The organism is Paenibacillus harenae DSM 16969 (assembly GCF_000422465.1).
Classification (GTDB): Bacteria; Bacillota; Bacilli; order Paenibacillales; family Paenibacillaceae; genus Pristimantibacillus; species Pristimantibacillus harenae.
The window spans coordinates 771,924-792,731 of the sequence record NZ_KE383842.1 but is presented as its reverse complement, the minus strand read 5'-3'; the positions used below and the strand labels follow the sequence as shown (position 1 = coordinate 792,731).

28 protein-coding genes are annotated in these 20,808 nt (G+C 51.6%); all 28 read right to left on the bottom strand.

Annotated features, from left to right (window positions below; all coding sequences use genetic code 11):
• Positions 1–167: 167 nt before the first annotated feature.
• The 28 genes from aroH to H581_RS0113805 all read right to left on the bottom strand — a co-directional run bounded on the left by aroH (position 168) and on the right by H581_RS0113805 (position 20,762).
• Positions 168–536 carry a chorismate mutase gene (gene aroH, locus H581_RS0113940; RefSeq protein WP_028610536.1) on the bottom strand — a complete coding sequence of 123 codons (369 nt, stop codon included), beginning with the start codon at positions 534–536 and terminating at the stop codon, positions 168–170.
• Positions 533–1,636, bottom strand: coding sequence for a 3-dehydroquinate synthase (gene aroB / locus H581_RS0113935; protein ID WP_028610535.1), 1,104 nt, complete (start codon positions 1,634–1,636; stop codon positions 533–535). The genes aroH and aroB overlap by 4 nt, the downstream gene beginning before the upstream one ends.
• Positions 1,637–2,806 (bottom strand): chorismate synthase, encoded by a 1,170-nt coding sequence (gene aroC, locus H581_RS0113930; RefSeq protein WP_028610534.1) that lies wholly within the window; start codon positions 2,804–2,806, stop codon positions 1,637–1,639.
• Positions 2,807–3,007: 201 nt separating this feature from the next.
• Positions 3,008–3,175 carry a hypothetical protein gene (locus H581_RS38375; protein WP_169507503.1) on the bottom strand — a complete coding sequence of 56 codons (168 nt, stop codon included), beginning with the start codon at positions 3,173–3,175 and terminating at the stop codon, positions 3,008–3,010.
• Between the two features lie 66 nt (positions 3,176–3,241).
• Positions 3,242–4,027 (bottom strand): CheR family methyltransferase, encoded by a 786-nt coding sequence (locus H581_RS0113920; protein ID WP_028610533.1) that lies wholly within the window; start codon positions 4,025–4,027, stop codon positions 3,242–3,244.
• A 30-nt stretch (positions 4,028–4,057) separates the two neighbouring features.
• Positions 4,058–4,501 carry a nucleoside-diphosphate kinase gene (gene ndk / locus H581_RS0113915; protein WP_028610532.1) on the bottom strand — a complete coding sequence of 148 codons (444 nt, stop codon included), beginning with the start codon at positions 4,499–4,501 and terminating at the stop codon, positions 4,058–4,060.
• A 30-nt stretch (positions 4,502–4,531) separates the two neighbouring features.
• The gene (hepT, locus tag H581_RS0113910) at positions 4,532–5,506 is read right to left on the bottom strand and encodes a heptaprenyl diphosphate synthase component II (protein ID WP_028610531.1); all 975 of its coding nucleotides are present in this window, start codon (positions 5,504–5,506) and stop codon (positions 4,532–4,534) included.
• An 8-nt stretch (positions 5,507–5,514) separates the two neighbouring features.
• On the bottom strand, positions 5,515–6,369 hold the full coding sequence (locus H581_RS0113905; RefSeq protein WP_028610530.1) for a menaquinone biosynthetic enzyme MqnA/MqnD family protein: 855 nt from the start codon (positions 6,367–6,369) through the stop codon (positions 5,515–5,517).
• Positions 6,326–6,982, bottom strand: a complete 657-nt coding sequence (locus H581_RS0113900; RefSeq protein WP_036719073.1) for a UbiX family flavin prenyltransferase — start codon at positions 6,980–6,982, stop codon at positions 6,326–6,328. The genes H581_RS0113905 and H581_RS0113900 overlap by 44 nt, the downstream gene beginning before the upstream one ends.
• Positions 6,983–6,990: 8 nt before the next feature.
• A complete protein-coding gene (locus H581_RS0113895; protein WP_028610528.1) occupies positions 6,991–7,866 on the bottom strand; it encodes a UbiA-like polyprenyltransferase in 876 nt (291 codons plus the stop codon).
• Positions 7,863–8,579: a demethylmenaquinone methyltransferase gene (locus H581_RS0113890; protein ID WP_028610527.1), complete on the bottom strand. Its 717-nt coding sequence runs from the start codon at positions 8,577–8,579 to the stop codon at positions 7,863–7,865. Before H581_RS0113890 ends, H581_RS0113895 begins: the two co-directional genes overlap by 4 nt.
• 8 nt (positions 8,580–8,587) lie before the next feature.
• Entirely contained in the window at positions 8,588–9,457 is an 870-nt protein-coding gene (locus tag H581_RS0113885; RefSeq protein ID WP_028610526.1) for a heptaprenyl diphosphate synthase component 1, read from the bottom strand.
• A 124-nt stretch (positions 9,458–9,581) separates the two neighbouring features.
• Positions 9,582–10,157, bottom strand: a complete 576-nt coding sequence (locus H581_RS0113880) for a hypothetical protein (protein ID WP_028610525.1) — start codon at positions 10,155–10,157, stop codon at positions 9,582–9,584.
• Between the two features lie 161 nt (positions 10,158–10,318).
• Complete coding sequence (mtrB, locus tag H581_RS0113875) at positions 10,319–10,540, bottom strand: trp RNA-binding attenuation protein MtrB (protein ID WP_028610524.1); 222 nt, start codon at positions 10,538–10,540, stop codon at positions 10,319–10,321.
• 142 nt (positions 10,541–10,682) lie between these two features.
• Positions 10,683–10,958, bottom strand: a complete 276-nt coding sequence (locus tag H581_RS0113870) for an HU family DNA-binding protein (protein WP_028610523.1) — start codon at positions 10,956–10,958, stop codon at positions 10,683–10,685.
• 301 nt (positions 10,959–11,259) lie between these two features.
• Positions 11,260–12,738, bottom strand: coding sequence for a stage IV sporulation protein A (gene spoIVA, locus H581_RS0113865; protein WP_028610522.1), 1,479 nt, complete (start codon positions 12,736–12,738; stop codon positions 11,260–11,262).
• Between the two features lie 287 nt (positions 12,739–13,025).
• Complete coding sequence (locus H581_RS0113860) at positions 13,026–13,781, bottom strand: hypothetical protein (RefSeq protein ID WP_051250783.1); 756 nt, start codon at positions 13,779–13,781, stop codon at positions 13,026–13,028.
• Positions 13,782–13,841: 60 nt separating this feature from the next.
• Positions 13,842–14,186, bottom strand: coding sequence for a 2Fe-2S iron-sulfur cluster-binding protein (locus tag H581_RS0113855; RefSeq protein ID WP_028610520.1), 345 nt, complete (start codon positions 14,184–14,186; stop codon positions 13,842–13,844).
• Positions 14,183–14,788: a nucleotidyltransferase family protein gene (locus H581_RS34000; protein WP_051250781.1), complete on the bottom strand. Its 606-nt coding sequence runs from the start codon at positions 14,786–14,788 to the stop codon at positions 14,183–14,185. Before H581_RS34000 ends, H581_RS0113855 begins: the two co-directional genes overlap by 4 nt.
• A 164-nt stretch (positions 14,789–14,952) precedes the next feature.
• A complete protein-coding gene (locus tag H581_RS0113845) occupies positions 14,953–15,249 on the bottom strand; it encodes a 2Fe-2S iron-sulfur cluster-binding protein (protein ID WP_028610519.1) in 297 nt (98 codons plus the stop codon).
• A 57-nt stretch (positions 15,250–15,306) separates the two neighbouring features.
• The gene (locus H581_RS0113840; protein WP_028610518.1) at positions 15,307–15,486 is read right to left on the bottom strand and encodes a DUF2768 family protein; all 180 of its coding nucleotides are present in this window, start codon (positions 15,484–15,486) and stop codon (positions 15,307–15,309) included.
• Positions 15,487–15,623: 137 nt separating this feature from the next.
• Positions 15,624–15,899 (bottom strand): stage VI sporulation protein F, encoded by a 276-nt coding sequence (locus H581_RS0113835; RefSeq protein ID WP_028610517.1) that lies wholly within the window; start codon positions 15,897–15,899, stop codon positions 15,624–15,626.
• 80 nt (positions 15,900–15,979) lie between these two features.
• On the bottom strand, positions 15,980–17,005 hold the full coding sequence (locus tag H581_RS0113830; RefSeq protein WP_028610516.1) for an NAD(P)H-dependent glycerol-3-phosphate dehydrogenase: 1,026 nt from the start codon (positions 17,003–17,005) through the stop codon (positions 15,980–15,982).
• Positions 17,006–17,012: 7 nt separating this feature from the next.
• The gene (gene plsY / locus H581_RS0113825) at positions 17,013–17,612 is read right to left on the bottom strand and encodes a glycerol-3-phosphate 1-O-acyltransferase PlsY (protein WP_028610515.1); all 600 of its coding nucleotides are present in this window, start codon (positions 17,610–17,612) and stop codon (positions 17,013–17,015) included.
• 12 nt (positions 17,613–17,624) lie between these two features.
• Positions 17,625–18,947 (bottom strand): ribosome biogenesis GTPase Der, encoded by a 1,323-nt coding sequence (gene der, locus H581_RS0113820; protein ID WP_028610514.1) that lies wholly within the window; start codon positions 18,945–18,947, stop codon positions 17,625–17,627.
• A 78-nt stretch (positions 18,948–19,025) separates the two neighbouring features.
• Positions 19,026–19,208, bottom strand: a complete 183-nt coding sequence (locus H581_RS0113815; RefSeq protein WP_028610513.1) for a capping complex subunit for YIEGIA — start codon at positions 19,206–19,208, stop codon at positions 19,026–19,028.
• Positions 19,201–20,118, bottom strand: coding sequence for a YIEGIA family protein (locus tag H581_RS0113810; protein ID WP_028610512.1), 918 nt, complete (start codon positions 20,116–20,118; stop codon positions 19,201–19,203). The genes H581_RS0113815 and H581_RS0113810 overlap by 8 nt, the downstream gene beginning before the upstream one ends.
• A complete protein-coding gene (locus H581_RS0113805; RefSeq protein WP_028610511.1) occupies positions 20,118–20,762 on the bottom strand; it encodes a YphA family membrane protein in 645 nt (214 codons plus the stop codon). The genes H581_RS0113810 and H581_RS0113805 overlap by 1 nt, the downstream gene beginning before the upstream one ends.
• Positions 20,763–20,808 lie beyond the last annotated feature (46 nt).

The following is a 20,808-nucleotide window of genomic DNA, read 5'->3' as shown; positions in this document are numbered from 1 at the left end:
CTTTCCTATGACGTCATCCGTCAACTGCTTCATTTTGCTAATCTGACTGATCTCGGCTCATCTATTCTCGGCTCTACTCTGCTCTGCTTCTCTCACTTACGCTTTCAATATACAACACCGACTGGCCTGCGTCAACCATGAAATGGATGAGCGATTTAATCGCTCGCTTATGCTTTCGATAAATCGGGACGCAGCGCTTGGGCGCCGCTTAAATAGACATGGCGGATTTCGGCTTGCGTTTTGTCCGTGTTAATGAGAACCATCAAACGAATGCACCTCTCCAAGCTTCCTTTGACCGGCACCTCTAATGCGCACATGAGCGGAACAAGCTCCCAGCCCTTCATTTGACGGATTGCCCGTGCAGGAAATGTCTCGTCAAGGTCGCTCGTTACGGTTACAAACACGCTGCAAATGTCATCCGGCACCAGCTCGTTTTCGGTTACGATGGCGTTCAGAAGCTCAATTGTTCCGTTAAGAATCGGTTGTTCTTCATTAGCGTCAACGGTAATCGCGCCGCGAATTCCTCTCACACTCATTGCTGCTCGCCCTCCCGCTTCAATTCTTCTACGATTTCCCTTATCCATTGCACCGGAACATCCGGTTTTATTTCGACTTCCCCGATCGCTGACGGCACGATGAATACCATGGTGCCTTCCATGAACTTCTTGTCATGCATCATCGCGTCCATCACAGCGTCCACATCAAATGTCTCAGGCAGACGAACCGGCAGACCGCATTTCGCGAGTACCCGCTTCGTAACCGTATATACCTCTTCCGGAGCGCCGTAGCGCAGTCCGAGCTTCGCCGAACCGATCATGCCGATGGATATGGCTTCGCCATGCAGCAGCTCATTGTAACCGGCTACCGCTTCTAGCGCATGGCCGATCGTATGTCCCAAATTCAAGATTGCCCGCAGATCGTTCTCCCGCTCATCCTGCGATACGACGGCCGCTTTCACGCTGCAGCCCTTATATAATGCGTAACCCAGCGCTTCCGGATCAAGGGCGAGCAGCTTGTCCGCATGCTCCTCGCACCAGTCCACAAAGCTCTTGTCCCAGATCAGTCCGTGCTTGACTACCTCCGACAAACCAGCCTTTACCTCTCTGGGAGGCAGCGTTTGAAGCGTATGCAAGTCGTATAGCACTAATTCCGGCTGATGGAAAGCTCCGATAATATTTTTGGCCAGCGGATGATTGACCGCGACTTTACCTCCGACGCTGCTGTCATGCGCTAGTATCGTTGTTGGGACTTGAACGAATTTAATGCCGCGCATATAGGAAGCCGCCACATATCCGGCCAAATCGCCGACAACCCCGCCGCCTAAGGCAACGATAGCCGATTTGCGGTCAAGCCCCGCTTCAAGCGCTTTCGTAACTAGCGACTCCAGCATGGAAAGCGATTTCGAGCTTTCTCCGGAAGGGACGACCGCGCTCACCGTTTGGTAACCGGCAGCCTGCAGTCCCGCTTCGAATGGCTGCAGATGAAGTCCCGCCACGCTGATGTCCGTAATAATCATGATCGGCGATTTCATGCTGATTCCGTGTTTGGCGAATAAGGAGGATGCCTCCTGCAGGAGACCCTCCCCGATATAAATGGGATAAGAGCGATGACCTAAATCAACAGTAAGCTCGCGCATCTAGTACCGCCCCAGCTGTTCCAGGTAATTGTTCAGGTTCGCGCGGATTTCTTCGATCGAATCGCCGCCGAATTTCTCCAGGAAAGCCTTAGCCACTTCCCAAGCGACAACATGCTCCATAACGACGCTTGCAGCCGGAACCGCACAGCTATCGGAACGTTCCACTTGCGCAGTGAATGGCTCCTTCGTATCGATATCTACGCTCCTGAGCGGTTTATACAGCGTTGGAATCGGCTTCATGACGCCGCGGACAACGATCTGCTCGCCGTTCGTCATCCCGCCTTCAAAGCCGCCCAGGCGATTGGTCGCCCGATGATAGCCGCGCTCCGCATTGTACATGATCTCGTCATGCACCTGCGAGCCTCGAAGCTTAGCCGCTTCAAAGCCGATGCCGATCTCACAGCCTTTAAAAGCGTTAATCGACACGACCGCATGCGCAATGCGTCCGTCAAGCTTGCGATCCCACTGCACGTGACTGCCGAGCCCGATCGGCACCCCTTCGATAATGCATTCCACAATTCCGCCGATGGAGTCGCCTTCCGCTTTGATTTGATCAATGTAATCCGTCATTTTCTGCTCGGTTTCCTTATCGACCACTCGGACAGAGGACTCCTCCGTCAGCCGGATGAGCTCGTCCACCGGCAGCTGATTGGCCGGAGCTTCAATCTCCCCGATACGGATTACTTGTCCGGCAACCTTGATGCCGAATTCGGCCAACAGCTGGCGCGCGACCGCTCCGACCGCAACGCGCGCGGCCGTTTCACGGGCGCTGGAGCGCTCGAGCACGTTACGAAGATCCTTCAAGTCATATTTCAATCCGCCGTTCAGATCGGCATGGCCCGGCCTTGGACGATGCACGCGGCGCTTCTCTTCATCGCTGCCTTCAATCGGCTCAATATTCATAACGGATGTCCAATGCTTCCAGTCATTATTTGCTACAACGAGAGCAACCGGAGCGCCGGTCGTTCTTCCGTGGCGAACGCCCCCGACAATATCAGCTGTATCCTTCTCAATCTGCATCCGTCTGCCGCGGCCGTGACCTTTCTGACGACGATGGAGCTGGAAGTTCAATTCCTCGAAATCAATCTGTAAGTTGCTTGGAAGCCCTTCAATTATAGCCGTTAATTGTGGACCATGGGTTTCCCCCGCTGTCAAATATCGTAAACTCAATCAAAGCTCCTCCTTCAAAGCAAGCCTGTACGCACCTGCTGGGTTTTACTGCCCGAAACATCTTTGCTCATTATAGTACAGCCCTTCCGGTTTGACAAGAATTTGAACCGTCCGGAAGCTTTGCCGCGGAAACGAAAAAAAGGCCGGATTGCCTGTCCTCATACGAAGACATGCAAGCCGGCCCAGGGCTTTTTAATCGCATTAGCTGGTTACTGATCTTTTCTTAAGCAACGCGGAACCGTCGCTTCCGAGCAATGGATCGTTTACGAGTCTTGTCATTTGTCCGCTGTCGACGCCTAAAATTTGCGCGCATTCTTGAAGTGTAATAAATCCGCGCCGATAGGCGGCAATTACTTTACGCTTATCCATTTGCTGCTTCATCCTCCAAGTCGATCGGTTATGACTAGTATAGGAGAAGATGGAAATCGATATACATCAGTTCGACACTCGACGGTAAAAGAATGTGTCCGCCGTCTCAAATCCGTATTGCGACGGAGAGAAAATTTGCTCCGTGCTTCCGACGAACAGCAGGCCGCCGGGCTTAAGCGCCTTCGCAAACTTATGGTACAGCAGATGCTTCGCTTCCTCCGTAAAATAAATCATAACATTGCGGCACACAATTAAATCAAAGGAGTCGTCGAAGGCGTCATGCAGCAAGTTTTGCTGTTTGAATTGGATATGCTGCTTTAATTGATCCGAGATCAGGTAAGCCCCTTCCGATTGTTTAAAATATTTCTGGATGCACGCGGGCGGCACGTCGCGCAGCGAGCGCTCCAAATAACTGCCTTCCGCCGCTTTCTGAAGCACGCCGGCATCGAGGTCGGTCGCAACCAGCGTTGTCCGCTGCAGGACGCCCAGCTCGGACAAAATCATCGCCAGCGTGTAAGGTTCTTCGCCGGTAGAGCATGCCGCGCTCCATACCTTCAACCGGTTCGTCGTATTCAGCAGCTCCGGAAGGAAACGTTTCTGCAGCACTTCAAATCGCGATGGATTGCGCCAGAACTCGGAGACGTTAATCGTCATGCGATCCAAAAACTCATTCATTAAGCTGCGGTTCTTCTCAATGGCCATCCAATATTCATCGAAGCTCTGAAAGCCGTGCTTCATTCTGAGCGTGGTCAGCCTGCGCTTCATTTGCGCTTCCTTGTACTGAGACAAATCGATGGCAGTCTTCTGCTTGATCCGAACGATAAATTGTGCGAAATCTTGATCCTGATGCATCGTTTCCTCCATCATGAACTCGAATAAAAACTAAATCCACCTTTGTATCGTATGCTCGTAGCCGACTAGTTCGGACGGGGAGAAGAAAATGCCGATTTCTCTCTCGGCGTTAGCCGCGGAGTCAGAGCCGTGAATAAGGTTATAATTCGTATGTACGGCAAAATCGGAACGAATCGTACCGGGAAGAGCGTCCAGCGCATCCGTCTTTCCGATCAGCGCCCGGGATAACGCAATGACGTTATCTCCTTGCCATACCATTGCAAATACGGGTCCTGCCGTAATGAAGTCCAGCAGCGGCTCGTAGAAAACCTTCCCCTTGTGCTCCGCATAATGCCGCTCGGCAAGCTCCCGGCTAATCATCATGAATTTAGCCGCAGCCAGCTGTAATCCTTTGCGTTCGAACCTCGTTACAATTTCACCGATTAGTCCGCGTTGAACGCCGTCCGGTTTAATCATCAGAAATGTTCTCTCCATCATTAACCATTCCTCTCTAACCGATTGTGTTTAATAATTTCGTTTCCCGACAAAATGAGCGATGTCGATCAAGTTCTTCTTCGCTGTGAGGTTCGGCAATCCCTCCAAAGCTTGCAGCGCTTTTTTTATATAACGATTCGCAAGCTGGTCGGCGAGATCGCCCCCCTCGCTTCTGCGGATCATCTCGATGGCCCGGCTAGCATCAAGGCGGCCGCCGTTTTCCCGGATCGCCGAGATTTCGCTCAGCAGCGCATCCTTGATTCGCAGATCCTTCAGCGCCAGAAGAACCGGAAGCGTAATATTGCCTTGCCGCATGTCCGAGCCGGGAGGCTTACCGATTTGCTTCTCCGTCCCGTACAGGTCGAGCAAATCATCGCGAATTTGGAACGCCATGCCGACGTTATAGCCAAAGCGGTATAAGCGGTTGGCGGTTTGCCGGTCCGTATTTGCGGCGACCGCGCCGAGCTGGCAGCTGATGGCGATCAGCAGCGCCGTCTTGCGTCTGATCCGAAGCAAATAATTGCGAATGGATTGCTCCGTATTAAAGAAATCCCTTATTTGCTCCATTTCCCCGATGCACATTTGCACGAGCGCATGGGATAAAATTTGGTGGATTTGCGGATTGGGAAGCTGAGCAGCAATCGACAACGCTTTCCCGTGAATATAATCACCCGTGTACATCGCAATCCGGTTGTCCCATTTCGACTTCACCGTCAATTGTCCCCGGCGGGTCTCCGCGTCGTCGATCACATCGTCATGAACAAGTGAAGCCATATGTATAAGTTCAAGAGGCACGGCAACTCGTTTCATTACATCCAGCCGGTAATCGCCGAACTTGCCTGCAAGCAGGACAAACACGGGTCTGATCCTTTTGCCGCCGGCTTTGAGCAAATGTAAGGAAGCGTCGCTTAGTAGCGCATGTTCGTCGGACACGCTGCGCTCAAGCTCATGCTCAATTTGACTTAGATCGCCTTTCATCTTTGCATACAAATCAAGTAGTTTCATTCTTTCACCTATTGGGCAGATTGGTCTTCAAAAAAAGTAAGCTCCACATCGTTTGTCAGCAATCCCAGCTGCTTCGAATAGCGGAAATAAAGCTTAAGTCCTTCTTGCAGCTCGCTACCGAAATCATACTGCAGGGAATGAAAATACGTATTCCAATACGCCGGCGTTCCGCCGATTAACGAACATGCGTAGTGGATAAGGGGATCCAAATGCGTAATATTATACTGTTTGCTCGCAACCAGAGCGTTATATACGGCTTGAACGGCTTCAGGCGCTGCTTTCGCGGCTTCCTTCCTCGCCGCAACAACCGCATACGTCATGCCGTGTCCCGTCCACTCATGCCACAGCCTTCCCAAATCTATAACCTGAAGACCGTGATTTTTCCAAGACGCTTTTATGGCCGAGTCTCCGATAATCAAAGCGGCATCGGACGTCTCCAGCATGCTTTCAAGCACAGGCTCTGCCGCAACGTATTCCGGGGTGCAGTCAAAATGCATCGTCATAATGATTTTCAATAAATTCACCGAAGTAGCGGATGTCGTCGTTACTGAAATTTTTTTCGGACGTTTGCTTTCAATCGGTTCTTTCAAGAACAACAGGATGGAATAAACGTTGCCCACCGAACCGACGGACAATTTCGGAAGCAGCAAGTAATCATTTGCATTCTGGCCGTATGAAAAGGACGATATAGCCGAGACATCCAGCTCGGCCGACTGCAGCATTCTGTTCAAATCAGAAGGTACGCGTGAAATAACTTCATAGCTGTTTAAGGTCGAACGTTTTTCGAACTCGTGAAAAAGCGGCCAAGCATTCGCGTAATCAATTCTTCCGATGGTGATCGGGCTCAGGCCCATTCTGCTCATCTCCCCATCTTCTGTACAAATTATGTTCGATATCCATGTTGTCAAGCACTTTGCCGACTAAAAAATTCACCATCTCGTCCAACGATTGAGGCTTATAATAAAACGCAGGCATAGCCGGAATCAACCGAACTCCCAGACGGGACAATTTCAGCATATTTTCCAAATGGATGGCATGCAGCGGCGTTTCCCGAGGGACGATAAGAAGCCTGCGGTTCTCTTTAATCATCACGTCTGCCGCTCTGGTCATCAAATCATCTGAAATGCCGTGCGAGATCGAGGCGAGCGTCCCCATTGAGCAGGGCGCTATAACCATGCCTTGAACCCGGAAAGAGCCGCTGGCGATGCTTGCGCCGATATCCGCATTCGGATGATAAACAAGCGAGCCGTCTTCGACCGCGCCGCCAAAGCGGCTCTCCAGCGCAGCCGTCCGGCGGGCCGTCTCCCAGCCCATTTCTTCCTTCAATACCCGCCAGCCTGCCTCGGTCACAACCAGATGAACCTGATGCTCCAAACGAAGCAGCTCTTCAAGGAGACGAATTCCATAAATCGAGCCGCTCGCGCCGGTAATTCCGACAATCCAGCGGCTTGACCAGCTTGCTCGGTTATTTTTCATTTGTCCATTTACCATTGGCGAAGCACCACTATATCAACAATCGTAAAGAGGAACAGCACTACGCTTAACGTCCCGTTCATCCCAAAAAAAGCCGTTTGCACCCGGGACAAGTCATTCGGACGAACAAGCCAGTGCTGGTAGAACAACAAGGCAATCGAAATGAGAGTGCCCAGCAAGTACATCCAGCTAAGCTCAGTAAGCCAAAACAGCGTAATAAAACCGATCGCCGTCACGATATGAAGCGTTCTTGCGAACCACAATGCGCCTGCGATGCCGAATCGGGCAGGGATGGAATGCAAGCCTTCGCGCCGATCATAATCATAGTCCTGCGTCGCATAAATAATATCGAAGCCCGCAATCCATAGCGCCACCGTTCCGTACAGCAGCCATGCCGATAAATTAAAGCCGCCGGTTACGGCAACCCAACCGCCAAGCGGCGATAAAGCGATCGTGAGGCCGAGCACCAGATGGCAAAGCCAGGTAAAACGTTTCGTGTAAGAATATAGCACCAGCATCAAGACAGCGATCGGCATAAGCTTCAGCGCAATCGGCTCCAGGTTGGCGCTGGCTACGATTAATAACACGAAAGACGCGATAATAAAAAACAGAACCTCAGCCGACTTCAGCAAGCCGGCAGGGAGAGCTCGTTTCTCCGTACGCGGATTACGCAGATCGATCGTCTTGTCGATCAGCCGGTTCAAGCTCATCGCCGCGCTGCGGGCGCCGAACATGGCCAGCGTAATCCAGCCGATCTCCTCCCAAGAAGGAAGACGCTGTTCCATCGCAACAGCGCCTAAAATCGCTCCCATAAAGGCAAAGGGCAGAGCAAATACCGTATGCTCAAATTTAATCATTTCTAAAATAATGCCGATTTTGCGGATCATTGCTGTCCCTTCTCCTTCGTCCCCATATGAAGCGCCGCAACGCCGCCGGTCAGCGGATAAGCGATCACGCGCTTCAACCCCGCTTCCTCGAATAACTTCACAAGCTGCGCGCGGCCGGGGAACAGTTTTAGCGATTCAGGCAACCACTTATATTCCTCGAATCGCTTGGCGACGATCCTGCCGACTAAGGGCAGGATGCGCTCGAAATATAAGTTGTACATCGCTTTAAACGGCTGCCATGTCGGCTTGGACACCTCCAGGCAGATCACCTGGCCGCCCGGCTTAACGACGCGCCGCATTTCCTTAAGCACCTGCAAATAATCCGGAACATTCCGCAGGCCGAAGCCAATCGTAACATAGTCAAACGAGTTGTCCTCGAAGGGCAAATTCATAGCGTTGCCCTGCACTAAAGCGATACGGTCCGTCAAGCCCAATTTTCCGACTTTAAGAGCGCCGACATCAAGCATGTTCTGACTGAAATCCAAGCCGATGATCTTCCCCGTCCCGCTTGCTTCGGCAAGCGCGATCGTCCAGTCGCACGTGCCGCAGCAAAGATCCAGAGCCGATTGCCCGGGCTGGACATTCATTTTCTTCATGGTGAACCTGCGCCATGCTTTATGCCGACCGAAACTGATTAAATCGTTCATGAAATCGTATTTTGGTGCAATCCGTTCAAATACGCCATGCACATGGCTCTTGGAGTTCGTATCCATTGTTCATGTCACCTCGTCTCGTTGAGTGCGGGCGTATAACCGGGTCTTTTGTTCAACAGAGCATCGACAATCTGAGTCAACTCACTTAGCAGCTTGTCCGATTCCAGCATGGCGGCCACAGCTTTGAAAGCGTCGACCGACTGCTTCAGCTTATCGGCCAGCTGGCTGCGCACATGATATTTATCAAGCAGGCTCGCTATGAAGGCCGGCTCGTTCGAACGTTCGGCCAGCACCTGCCGCTCATCTTCCGTGCCTTCCTGCAACACATACCAGTACGCCCAGCTTTTGTCGAACCGCACAGGGCATTCGCTTCGTTCGATTTCATCAAGCACAACCTCGCAGCGGCTGATACCGCCCAGCGCTTCGTTCCATAATCGGGATAAATTGCCTTCCAATACGCCGGTGAAAAGCTGAAACAACGTGCTGCGCAGCTGTACGGTATGGCTTAAATAATCCTCGGCCGTTACTTTCAGCTGCCTCATGCGCACATACAGGTTAACCTTAAGACGGTTCACTTCGCATACGGCGCCGCTAATTTTGGATACCATATCAATTTGCCCCGCTTGGGAGAGCAAATGATAAAACCTCGCGCTGAAATAATCGCCCGCCAGCACTCTAAGCTGCCTGGATCTCATTTGGGGTTCGGGACGTTTCTCCTCATCCGTATCGATGAGATCATGCGTATCCATTCCCAGCTGGACCAAGGAAACGACTAGCGTGTACAACTCGCTGTGCTTCGCAACCGATTGCTGCTGGTTAAGAAAGGCGTAAAGCACGCGAAGTCTGGGATCCGACATAGCCGGCAGCTCCGTGTGCGCTTGAATCATGTCGTATTCGACGTACTTTTGGGCTATTTCTGATATACGGTATGGTTTCATGGGGTAAGCCTCCGAACAGAGAAGCGCAGATCGCCGCTCAATAATCTAAACTATTATATCACAACTTTTTCTAAAGAACATACGATTCCATTCCGTTGTTCAACAATTTGCAACAACCTTCCCTCTAACGTTCCGGATTAACGGCCGGCTTTACCGTAAAACCCGTTACCGGACCGAATCTCTCCTCCCATGCGGAGGTAAAGCTGACCCTCAGCCGTTTGCGCCACAGCTCATCATGCACGGGGTCCGCAAGAGCCAGCTCAGCCATATCATGGTGGAGCCAGCTGTCCGTTTTCCTGACGTCGACCGCAAGCAGCAGGACCGCTTCGTCCGGACGTTCCTCGACAAGTCGTATGAGCACGCGCTTCACGTTCTCCAACTGATGGAATGAGACGCGAATCAGCTTCTCGATATCGGCAAACCAAACGGAAGGCCGGCCTTCATTGCGGTTTACCTTCATATCAACTGAAAATACGCCGCTGCTCCATTCCACTTTATCCAATCGTTCATTCAGCTGCGCCGAAATGAGGACGTCAACCAGATTGGTGTTCGTAAGCCTGACTGCAGGGGCCGATTTAAAAACGGCGACATCTTTCCGCTGCGAAGGCGTCTGCCATCCCGCCATCGGCAGCATCCCCCATATTAATGTCGCTGCAACGGCAGTAATACAAGCTGCCAGCAGCGATTTTGCAATATTCATCCCGCACCTCCAGATTGCAATCGTCACTGGTAAACCTATACAAAGCTTTTGCAATGTATAAATGACTCATACAACATTGTACGAGCGGCAGGCGATGAATATTCGGACAGCTTGCTCGCGCAAAAAAAAAGCAGGCTTCGCCTGCTTACCCGTAAGTACCGCTACTGATCGGTTTCCATCGTTCCATACTTCGTCATCACAACCGCTTTGCCGCGAATTTTAATCGCTGAAGTATGATCCGTAAATTGACAAATTAATATTTCATTCTTGTCCAATTTCTCCGTATGATGAAACTTCGTATCCTGTCCGCGTGTTAATCCGATGACTTGTACGCCTTGATCCTTTGCTTTTACAACAATATACTCGCCATGAGTAGGCTCCATCGTTATCCCTCCGCATCCGCTTTGCCATGCTATCCATGTGAATTATAGTGGAACACGGACAATTGCGCAATCTCTTCCGGCTCCGTTTGATATAAAAACGCCCGAACGGAAATCCGTCCGAGCGTTATTCGTATTCGTATACTTAATTGGAAACGAGGTCCTTAAGTGATTTTCCTGGTTTGAAGGCAGGAGTCTTGCTAGCCGCGATTTCGATTTCTTCGCCTGTTTGCGGGTTGCGGCCTTTACGGGCTTGACGCTCGCGAACCTCGAAGTTACCAAATCCAACCAATTGCACTTTATCTCCGCTTTGCAGCGCATCGGAAATAGCGTCAAAAACGGCATCAACCGCTTTCGTTGCATCTTTCTTCGATAGATCAGTCAATTCAGCTACTTTAGCAATCAGATCTGTTTTGTTCATTGTTTCACCTCCTTAAAAGTTTTGCGCAGCAAAACTTACTTCGTAAGCATGGACCTAGTTTTGCGCAGCAAAACTTACTTCGTAAGCATAACTAATCTCGAAAGGATAGGCGTAAAGGCCCATGAAGTCTCATCATATCCCTCTTATTAACTGAAATCTTCAAAATTATACCTTTTGACCGAACAAAACTATAGTAATACAGCTAATACGCAATTTCAAGTGTTATCCTGCATTTCCGGCAAAACAAATAAAACCGCTTCGCCAATCGAAGCGGCTTTATCCGTATAACGGCCAATCCCTGTTATAAAATAATCGCAATCAGGCCGCCCGAGCCCTCGTTAATGATGCGTCCCAACGTCTCCTGCAGCTTGTAGCGGGCGTTATCCGGCATCATGGCAATCTTGCCTTGAATGCCTTCTCTTACGATCGAATGCAGGGAACGGCCGAAAATATCAGATTCCCAAATTTTGATAGGATCGTTCTCGAAATCTTGCATTAAGTATCTGACGAGCTCTTCGCTTTGCTTCTCCGTGCCGATAATCGGAGCAAATTCCGATTCCACGTCGACGCGGATCATATGGATGGACGGTGCCGTTGCTTTCAGCCTTACGCCGAAGCGCGAACCTTGACGGATCAGCTCCGGCTCGTCGAGAGCCATCTCCGCGAGTGTCGGCGCCGCAATGCCGTAGCCGGTCGTTTTGACCATTTCAAGCGCTTCTGCGAACCGGTCGTACTCCCGTTTGGCATGCGAGAAATCCTGCATCAGCTGCAGTAAATGATCCTTGCCTCGAATCTCGACGCCGACGACCTCCATCAGAATGCGGTCATACAGCTCATCCGGCGCGTATAAATCGATTTCAGCCACGCCTTGCCCCATATTCATCCCGCTCAAGCCTGCCCGCGCGATGAAATCATACTCCATAAATTGGGTAACGACGCGGTCAACGTCGCGCAGTCTGCGAATGTCCTTGACCGTGTCTCTAACGGAACTCTCATAATTGCTTCTCAGCCAATGGTTGTCGTTCAGCACCATGACCCAGCTAGGCAGATTCACATTCACTTCATGAACCGGGAACTCATAGAGCACCTCGCGGAGGACGGAAATGACTTCTTCCTCACCCATCGATGCGGCGCTTAACGTCATAACCGGTATATCGTATTTCGCTTGCAGCTCGCTGCGAAGCTGCTGCGCTTCCTCGCTCTTCGGCTTAGTCGAGTTAATGACGAGCACGAACGGCTTGCCGACCTCTTTGAGCTCATTGATGACGCGTTCCTCTGCGACCACGTATGAGCTGCGCGGAATTTCGGCGATCGTTCCGTCTGTCGTCACGACGACCCCTAATGTTGAATGCTCCTGGATCACTTTACGCGTTCCAATCTCCGCCGCTTCCTGGAAAGGAATCGGCTCATCGAACCATGGTGTCGTAATCATGCGCGGACCGTTCTCGTCCTCATAGCCTTTAGCGCCTTCTACCGCATATCCGACGCAATCGACCAGTCTTACGTTTACCTCAAGTCCATCGGTAACCTTAAGCTGTACCGCTTGATTAGGAACAAATTTGGGCTCGGTTGTCATAATCGTCTTGCCTGCGGCGCTTTGAGGGAGTTCGTCCACGGCTCTTGCGCGGTCTGATTCGTTCGCGATGTTCGGAAGCACGACCGTCTCCATAAACCGTTTTATAAACGTTGATTTGCCCGTCCGGACCGCCCCTACTACCCCGAGGTAAATATCCCCGCCGGTACGTTCGGCTATGTCCTTGAAAATGTCCACTTTCTCCACTGAATATCCCCTCCCAATTGAATTTCCGGTTCGCCGCCATCCACCGGTCAATAGGGCAGGCCAGCGACGCAACTCGTACATGCTTTTTGGACTAGTAACATCTTATGTCCAAGGTTTCCGATTATGACGATTCCTTCTCGAAATCTTTTTTTTCACCGCGTGCGAACTTCCCTTCCAAGATTGAGTTATATGACCGGAAACAGAAAACTATGACGCGGGAAGCGAAAAAAAACGCACCGCGGCGAGTATGCCGCAAAGCGTTTTAAGAAGGGTAAGATAAGTCATAATTACGGCTGAACCGCTTGCGGTTCCCCGTTAACCCACCGGTAGGCCGGCGCTTTTACGGGGACGAAATCAGAGCCGTCGACAAGCAGCGTCCGCAGATCCAGCTGCGCATTAAAGTCCGTTTTTCCGCTTTTCTGAATGAATGGCATAAGATCAAGCCCGTAATCCGTATAGACGACGCCGTTCTCATCCACTAACGCCTGGATGGTTTGACCGGAAAATACGCTTCGGATCGCCGGCTCCGGTTTATTCAGCTTCTCATAATCGATTTGATAAAAGCCGGGATACATTTGTTGGCCCGTCGGAAGCACGCCGCCGCTTTGAATAAAAGTGGTAACCCGGCTTTGAATATCGTTTATTTGCTGAAAAGTGACGATGTCAAGCAGCTTAATCCGAGGCTCTGATTCTTCGTCAATGACGAGAAAATAATAGTTTCCGCCATTCTCGAAAGCTGCGGTGGGGATAGCGCTTAAATAGCCTGTGCGCATTAGCTTGGAAAAATCAACCTTGAATTTTTCATATAACGGCGTCTCGGCCGAGCTGTTCTGAATAGGCAGCATCCCTGTATCGCTTTTAAACTGGTCGATGGCTGCCTGTACGCTGCGCACCGCTTCCTTGGGAGCGACTTGATTTTGCCTCAATTGATCCTTCGGATACAAGCATCCCGTCAGAGAGACCGTCATCATGGCGAGCACGGCAATGAGCGCCGCCGGATAAATCGAACGGCGACGCCGCATAGCTTTGTAAAACTGAAACATAGGATACAACCTCCTGCATAACTTAACTGTCACGGATATACTCTTCTTTCAAGCTTCCGGTCACCATAAATCATCTTCCTCGGCTTGCTTGGCCAGCTGCCGCGCAACCGCAGCGCGAAGCGGATCAAGCGGAACGTCCACCACCACTTTCCCTGCCGCTTTCGCTTGGCAGGCCAGCCGGATATGGTTTTCATCCAAGCCGGCCAGCTTTCTTCGCTCGATATCGGCGATCGGCTGCAGCATGCTTTCCGGCCGCACAGCGACCTTGCACATGAAGCAGGCCGCTTTCCCGCCGCAGCGCGTTGCAATCGGCACTCCGGCTCTCCTGGCAGCGTCCAATAGCGTTGTTCCAGGTTTTACCTTAACGCTTCGGCCGGACGGCCAGAACGTAACCTCGTCATTCATACGTCGCCACCGGCCTTTCCCCTTGTTAATATGCGGCGAATGACGCTCTTTGCGTCGCAGGTAAACGAATTTCCGGCTTCAATCGCTTGCAGCGCCCCTTCATGGCGGTCCGGATCAGCGGCGAATGCCTCCGCGATCAGCTCCACGCGATCCGCTCTTTCCCGAAGCAGGTTGAACCAAAGCTCATGCGCGAGAGGCACGACAGCCACGGCGTCTGGTGAATCCTCAAGAGGGATCACATCCCCGAACGGGATCAACAGCTCTCTCACCGCCGTCACATAACGGCAGCCTGCTGCAGCCACTTGAAAGCCGCCGACTACTTCAACCCATACGCCTTCGATACGGAAATGGCATAGCGTCGATCGATACATGCCGGTTATGCTCAGTGCCGGCACGTCAACTGCGTATTGCTTCAGCGCTTCATAGACGGGAAAAACATCCTCCTCGTCACAATAAATATCCAAATCGCGAGGCTCCGCAGTCAGGGGGAGCCCGCGAAGCATTAAACCTGCGCTGCCTCCGACGATCCAGCTCGAAATGTCGGGCTTCGTGGCGCGTATAATGGCGGCCAACGCATCATAGATGAGTTTCGTTTCGGTCATCGCCGGCACTTCCTTTATCCAAGCGTAAACGGCTGATGCCTCGCACATTCTTGTTAGCTGCGACCGGGGCCAGCTTGGTTCTGTGCCCTCGTTTGGCGATAAAGCTCGTTTCGCGGTGATCGTTAAGCTTATTTACGGGTCTCTTTGCTATTCCTTCGTTTCGTTTAAAAATACGTTTTGTTGGCGGCTGTAATTTGAGCATCTGCCGATTTGACGACGGCTTGGCAGCCCAGCCGGTATCCCTCTTCAAATTCCTCCGGCTCCAGACGGTCCCACTCCTCGTCGGTAATGCCTTCAAGCTGGTCCGCTCCCTCCGTCACGATGCAGCGGCAGCGGGCGCAGGTGCCGCGGGCGCACGAGAAGCTCCAATCGACGTCATGCTTCAGCGCCAGGTCCAGCAAGGTCATTCCCGCCTCGGCTTCGACGACGGCTGTTTTCGTTTTTCCCTTTAATACGATCATCTCGATTCAAATCTCCCTTTCGCTTTGACCATTCAGCCTTGTATGTACTTCATCCTGTTAAATGATGGATAACAATCCGCATATAAAACCGATAATGAGGACCAGGAAGGCAACAAGCGAAAGGCCGAATTTCACGAAGCCCTTCGTCTTTCGGCGGGCAAATGTGATAAGCAGAGCCGCGATCGCCATCATCCCGATCCCAAACAGCGAGACCCACATTTTTGTCATTGCGTCCATTCGATTTACATTCTCCTAATCTGCTGCATAATAAGTTCTAGCCCATTATACCATCGAGAAAAAAAAAGGACAAAAGCCGACAGATCCCGTTGCCGGATTCCAAATCCGCAACGTTCTCCCGCTTTTGCCTGACCCATTTATTTCTTCATCATCATTTTCATTAACGATTCCATGTTAGACACGTTCATGCCGGTCGCTTTGACGGCTTTGACGATCTCGTTCACCGTAGAGTCGGTAACCTTCACTTTAGCCATCGCCGATACCTGCTTGATCAGTTTGCGCAGCTCCGCTTCATCCTGCATCGTTGAAGCCGTCACTCCGCTGGCGATCTTCTTGACCGAATTCTCGCTTATGCCTTTGCCGGTTTTTTTGTTTATCGCATTAAGCACGTCTTTGGAAAGATCTTTCGACATACCCCACACCTCCAGGAAGCTCTCGATTAAGGCTCCTTGCATCATATGAGGCGGGTATAAGAATGGTGTAGGCACTTGGACTATTCGAGCTCTTCTATTTCATGGGTACGCAGCCGGCCCATCAAATGTTCTACGGCAGTGCGCGGCGCTTTGTTCGCGAACAGCACTTCATAAAGCTGGGCTGTGATAGGCATTTCGACCTCGAACTGTTTCGCCAGATCATGCGCGGCCCTTGTCGTTCTGACGCCTTCCACGACCATTCCCATGCGGCTTAGCACTTCGTCTAGCGGCGTTCCGTCCGCCAGCATGTAGCCTGCGCGCCAATTCCGGCTATGCTGGCTGGTACAGGTAACGACGAGATCGCCTACGCCTGCCAGACCCGCGAACGTAAGCGGATTGGCTCCCATAGCCGTGCCCAGTCTGCCGATCTCCGCCAAGCCGCGGGTCAGCAAGGCCGCCTTGGCGTTATCGCCGAACTTCAGTCCGTCCGATAAGCCGGCGCCCAGCGCAATGATGTTCTTGATCGCTCCGGCAACCTCGACCCCAACGACGTCGGGGTTTGTGTACACGCGGAAATGATTGTTCATCAGCGCATCCTGCGCCTGTTCCGCAGCCTGTAAATTCGCAGAGGCTACGACAACGGTCGTCGGCTGCTTGCGAATGACTTCCTCCGCATGACTGGGACCGGACAGTACGACAAGCTCGTCCATGCTCCCGCCCAGCTCCTCGGCCAAAACCGTCGTCATCCGTTTCAACGTGTCCGTCTCGAAGCCTTTGGTGGCGTGCACGATTAACGTGCCGGAAGCCAAATAAGGAGCCGCCTGACTGGCAACCTCCCGCATCGCGCCGGAAGGCGCTACGAATAAGGCGAGTTCCGCCCCATCCAACGCTTCTTGCATATCCGTTGTCGCATAAATAAGTTCGGGAAGCTTCACGCCGGGCAGAAACCTGCTGTTCTCCCCCGTGTCTCTTATCCCGCTCGCCTGCTCCGCGTTCCGGGTCCATAACATAACCTCATAACCGTTGCAAGCTAGTACCGAGGCAAGAGCGGTTCCCCAACTGCCCGCTACCAGTACCGCAGCGCGTTTCCTATTCTGGCCTGTCATCCAAAGCTCACGTCCCCTTCTTCGCGCCCAGCTTATTTTCCGTTCCCTGCAGCAGCTTAACAATATTCGTTCTATGACGCACAAATGCGAATAGACAAATAAGAAGACTTACGCACAGCAGCGGCACGGTAAAATAAAAGATGGAAATGAATACCGGTGTCAAAGCCGCAAACAATAATGAACCCAACGAAACATATCTAGTTAAAGCAATGACCGCAATCGCCACGATCCCGGCGCATAATGCCGGAATAAAGGCAAGCGTCGCAATGACGCCTACGGTTGTGGCAATGCCTTTGCCTCCTTTAAAGCGGAACCATACCGGCCAGTTATGCCCTGCTATCGCGGCAAGTCCGCACAGCACGGGAACCCAATCGTTCTCGCCGAGGCCATGCCCGATCCAAACGGCGGCGACGCCCTTGGCGATATCGAGCAGAAACACAAGAATGCCCGGCCCTTTGCCGAGCACCCTCAGCGTGTTCGTCGCTCCCGCGTTTCCGCTTCCGTGCTGACGGATATCGATTCCTTTCACCCATTTGGCAATGACGATGCTAAACGAAACAGATCCTAATAAATAGCTGATAACAACCGCTAGTGCTCCATATAACAAGTTGACTCTCCCCTAATCTTCCTCGGACTTGCGACGTGAGAATATTCGTATTGGCGTTCCTTCAAAATCGAATGCTGCGCGAATTTTATTTTCCAAATAACGCTCATAGGAGAAATGCATGATCTCCGGATCATTCACGAAAACAACGATCGTCGGCGGTTTGGTCGCCACCTGCGTAACGTAGTTGATTCGCAGCCGTTTTCCTTTATCGGAAGGAGGCGGATTGATCGCTACGGCATCGGAAACGACGTCGTTAAGCAGATGAGTTTGGATACGCATCGCGTGCTGCTCGGATACATGATTAACGACAGGCAGCAGCTTTTGTAAGCGCTGTTTCGTCAGGGCGGACAGATAAACGATCGGCGCATAAGACATAAATAAGAAATGATCGCGAATATTTTGCGTAAACTGCTGCATCGTCTTCTCGTCCTTCTCGACCACATCCCATTTGTTCACGACGAAGACCGAGGCTTTGCCGGCTTCATGCGCATAACCCGCAATATGCTTGTCCTGCTCGATGATGCCTTCTTCTCCATTAATAAGCACCAGCACGACATCCGCGCGCTCGATTGCCTTCATCGCCCGCATGACGCTGTACTTTTCCGTTGATTCATATACCTTGCCGCGTTTGCGCATACCTGCCGTATCAATCAACACATAACGCTGGCCATCCCGTTCGAACGGAGTGTCGATCGCATCGCGGGTCGTTCCCGCGACGTTGCTGACGATTACGCGGTCCTCACCCAGCAGCGCGTTAACGAGCGAGGACTTCCCGACATTCGGTCGCCCGATCAGAGCGACGCGAATAACGTCCTCGTCATAGCCGTCATCCGTCAAGTCGGGCAGACGTTCGACGACGGCATCGAGCAGATCGCCGATGCCAAGGCCATGCGATCCGGAAATCGCGATCGGTTCGCCAAAGCCGAGTCCATAAAACTCGTATACTTCATCCATCCGATTCAAATTATCGACTTTATTGACTGCCACGATCACCGGCTTGCGCGACCGAAACAGCATTTGTGCGACCTCATCGTCCGCAAGCGTCAAGCCGCTCTTGGCATCCACCATAAAAATAATAGCATCCGCTTCTTCAATAGCCAACTCGGCCTGCATCCGGACCGATTTCATTATTTCATCTTCGCCGTCAATCTCAATACCGCCGGTATCAATGATGCTGAACGGCTTGCCATTCCACTCTCCGGTGCCATACAACCGATCGCGCGTGACACCCGGTTTATCCTCAACAATTGCAAGGCGGTCTCCGATGACTCTATTAAATATTGTGGACTTTCCCACATTCGGACGCCCGACGATAGCGATAACGGGTCTTGCCATAGTTAGTTTTCCACTCCTTCAAAAATACTCACGATAACCATCATAGCAAAAAAGTCCGTTCTTGGCTAACTTTTCATATTAGCTGCGGTCTACCAGGATGATGGTACCATTCTTCAGGTTATGAGCGCTTGCATCCAAAATCTTCTCCAACAGGAACGCGGTTTCCTCTAATTCCTGCTCATTTGACGCAATAAATAGGGGAGCTCCACCGCCGCCCGTCTTATCCGCATGCAAGGAAACGACCGCTACGATCTTAGCCATTCTCGCCAGCTCCCTTCCGGTTCACCGAAGCTTCCGTCGGCATCCGAACCGCCGATTCCAAAATCGGTACACGCAGAATAACATTTTTACCTTTATCGGCGTCCATCTCCTGCGGCAGCAGAAAGACCGCTAATCGGCCGTCCTTCATATCCAGCTTGGCCAACGGAATAAGCATCGGTTCTCCGGAATCACGGTATACGCCCAGAATCGTCGCAAGATCATAGAGTATGGCCTGACGCTGTCCGAGGTTGCTAAGCGTCACTTTACCGTTGGCGTTATAAGGCTTCAAAATAAAGCCCATGCCCCGTTCCGCTATAATCGCCTGATTTGTTTTCAACCCGACATTCATGATGTAGATATCGTCTACGAATAAATCCGGGCCGTCAACACGCACCCTTGCTTCATGCACGCTTGCGATATGAGATACGGATTTCCCCGATTTCAGCTTATCAACCAGCAGCAACGATAACCCTCCTGCTATAATACCTACCCAAACGTTCAAGAGGATGGCGAAAAGACTAGTCAGCAGGGCCGTCATGATAACCAAGTAATTACGGCCTTCGAACACCATTGCAATTCCTTCTATATATGTCGAACCGCGGCCGACCAGCTCCAGGTCGTCGATTTTGGTGAGCGTTTCCCTCTCCATTTTGCGGACATCACGAAATTGCTGCGCCGCCAGCGTCAGGAAAGTAATGGCCGTATAGTCCTTATTAAAAATCGCAGGTACGGCTACAGCCCCAAGCGCAGCCGCGATCACCCCAAGCGAAATATGGATGATTCGGCCATGCGGATACGTCGGATATTGTCGATAATCCGTTCTAAGCATGAGTAAACGGGAAATAATCCCGAGAACGATACCCAGCAGCACGCCGACCAAATGTTTATTTTGAACTAAAAAATGCTGCATTACGAGGATCGCCCCCCTCTTATATGCCATAACATTAAGCTAAGCTTGGCCAGACTGACTCTAAACAGCTTAAGCAATAAGGTGAACAGACGCGCCGTCGCAATTGCAATCCAGAAGCCGTCCCACCAGGACAACGAGCCGACGAAGGCCGTGTAGCCGTGAGACTGCAGCATAGCGTTAAGGCATTCGCCTAATACCGCCCCCCATATGATCATCGCGTATTGATGCTTAGACGAAGCAGAAAAGGCGCCGCACAGCAAGCCTCCAAGCATGGGAGCATCCCAATTCGGACCCAGCCAGTAGAAAACAGGATCAAAGCTGTAAATTTTGCGTACGAATCCCCAAATAACGGCGATCATTAGCGTGCATAGCACCAGATATCCTTTATAGCTCCATTCCTCGTCTCCCTTAAAGGCGAAGAGGGAGGCAATGAGCAGCATACACACGCTCACATGGATTTCAATCGGAATATACTCACGCATAGGGGACCACCATATGGAAAAGGGAAGGCTCGCGACAAGCATTATGGTAAGGACGAACCATGTGCGCCGGCTAATATCGGGAGCTAAATAAGGTTTCCAACCGGTTGCAAGCAAAACGAGCATCATGAGCATTATCCAAAATGACAAATAACCCGGATTCATCCTTTACCACCTCGTCCCCCTATTATGCGCCAAAAAAAAGGAGCTA

Bases quoted from the DNA above. Each gene is read 5' to 3' on its own strand.
- H581_RS0113920 (WP_028610533.1), bottom strand. From the start codon at position 4,027: ATGCATCAGGATCAAGATTTCGCACAATTTATCGTTCGGATCAAGCAG.
- H581_RS0113870 (WP_028610523.1), bottom strand. From the start codon at position 10,958: ATGAACAAAACAGATCTGATTGCTAAAGTAGCTGAATTGACTGATCTA.
- H581_RS0113890 (WP_028610527.1), bottom strand. From the start codon at position 8,579: ATGGATACGAACTCCAAGAGCCATGTGCATGGCGTATTTGAACGGATT.
- H581_RS0113845 (WP_028610519.1), bottom strand. From the start codon at position 15,249: ATGATCGTATTAAAGGGAAAAACGAAAACAGCCGTCGTCGAAGCCGAG.
- H581_RS0113900 (WP_036719073.1), bottom strand. From the start codon at position 6,982: ATGAAAAATAACCGAGCAAGCTGGTCAAGCCGCTGGATTGTCGGAATT.
- hepT (WP_028610531.1), bottom strand. From the start codon at position 5,506: ATGAAACTACTTGATTTGTATGCAAAGATGAAAGGCGATCTAAGTCAA.
- H581_RS0113885 (WP_028610526.1), bottom strand. From the start codon at position 9,457: ATGAAACCATACCGTATATCAGAAATAGCCCAAAAGTACGTCGAATAC.
- H581_RS0113805 (WP_028610511.1), bottom strand. From the start codon at position 20,762: ATGAATCCGGGTTATTTGTCATTTTGGATAATGCTCATGATGCTCGTT.
- H581_RS0113905 (WP_028610530.1), bottom strand. From the start codon at position 6,369: ATGAGCAGAATGGGCCTGAGCCCGATCACCATCGGAAGAATTGATTAC.
- H581_RS0113840 (WP_028610518.1), bottom strand. From the start codon at position 15,486: ATGGACGCAATGACAAAAATGTGGGTCTCGCTGTTTGGGATCGGGATG.
- H581_RS0113810 (WP_028610512.1), bottom strand. From the start codon at position 20,118: ATGCAGCATTTTTTAGTTCAAAATAAACATTTGGTCGGCGTGCTGCTG.
- der (WP_028610514.1), bottom strand. From the start codon at position 18,947: ATGGCAAGACCCGTTATCGCTATCGTCGGGCGTCCGAATGTGGGAAAG.
- aroH (WP_028610536.1), bottom strand. From the start codon at position 536: ATGAGTGTGAGAGGAATTCGCGGCGCGATTACCGTTGACGCTAATGAA.
- H581_RS34000 (WP_051250781.1), bottom strand. From the start codon at position 14,788: ATGACCGAAACGAAACTCATCTATGATGCGTTGGCCGCCATTATACGC.
- H581_RS0113895 (WP_028610528.1), bottom strand. From the start codon at position 7,866: ATGATCCGCAAAATCGGCATTATTTTAGAAATGATTAAATTTGAGCAT.
- H581_RS0113835 (WP_028610517.1), bottom strand. From the start codon at position 15,899: ATGTCGAAAGATCTTTCCAAAGACGTGCTTAATGCGATAAACAAAAAA.
- H581_RS0113860 (WP_051250783.1), bottom strand. From the start codon at position 13,781: ATGTTTCAGTTTTACAAAGCTATGCGGCGTCGCCGTTCGATTTATCCG.
- H581_RS0113880 (WP_028610525.1), bottom strand. From the start codon at position 10,157: ATGAATATTGCAAAATCGCTGCTGGCAGCTTGTATTACTGCCGTTGCA.
- H581_RS0113855 (WP_028610520.1), bottom strand. From the start codon at position 14,186: ATGAATGACGAGGTTACGTTCTGGCCGTCCGGCCGAAGCGTTAAGGTA.
- H581_RS0113815 (WP_028610513.1), bottom strand. From the start codon at position 19,208: ATGGCTAAGATCGTAGCGGTCGTTTCCTTGCATGCGGATAAGACGGGC.
- H581_RS0113830 (WP_028610516.1), bottom strand. From the start codon at position 17,005: ATGACAGGCCAGAATAGGAAACGCGCTGCGGTACTGGTAGCGGGCAGT.
- mtrB (WP_028610524.1), bottom strand. From the start codon at position 10,540: ATGGAGCCTACTCATGGCGAGTATATTGTTGTAAAAGCAAAGGATCAA.
- H581_RS38375 (WP_169507503.1), bottom strand. From the start codon at position 3,175: ATGGATAAGCGTAAAGTAATTGCCGCCTATCGGCGCGGATTTATTACA.
- aroB (WP_028610535.1), bottom strand. From the start codon at position 1,636: ATGCGCGAGCTTACTGTTGATTTAGGTCATCGCTCTTATCCCATTTAT.
- ndk (WP_028610532.1), bottom strand. From the start codon at position 4,501: ATGGAGAGAACATTTCTGATGATTAAACCGGACGGCGTTCAACGCGGA.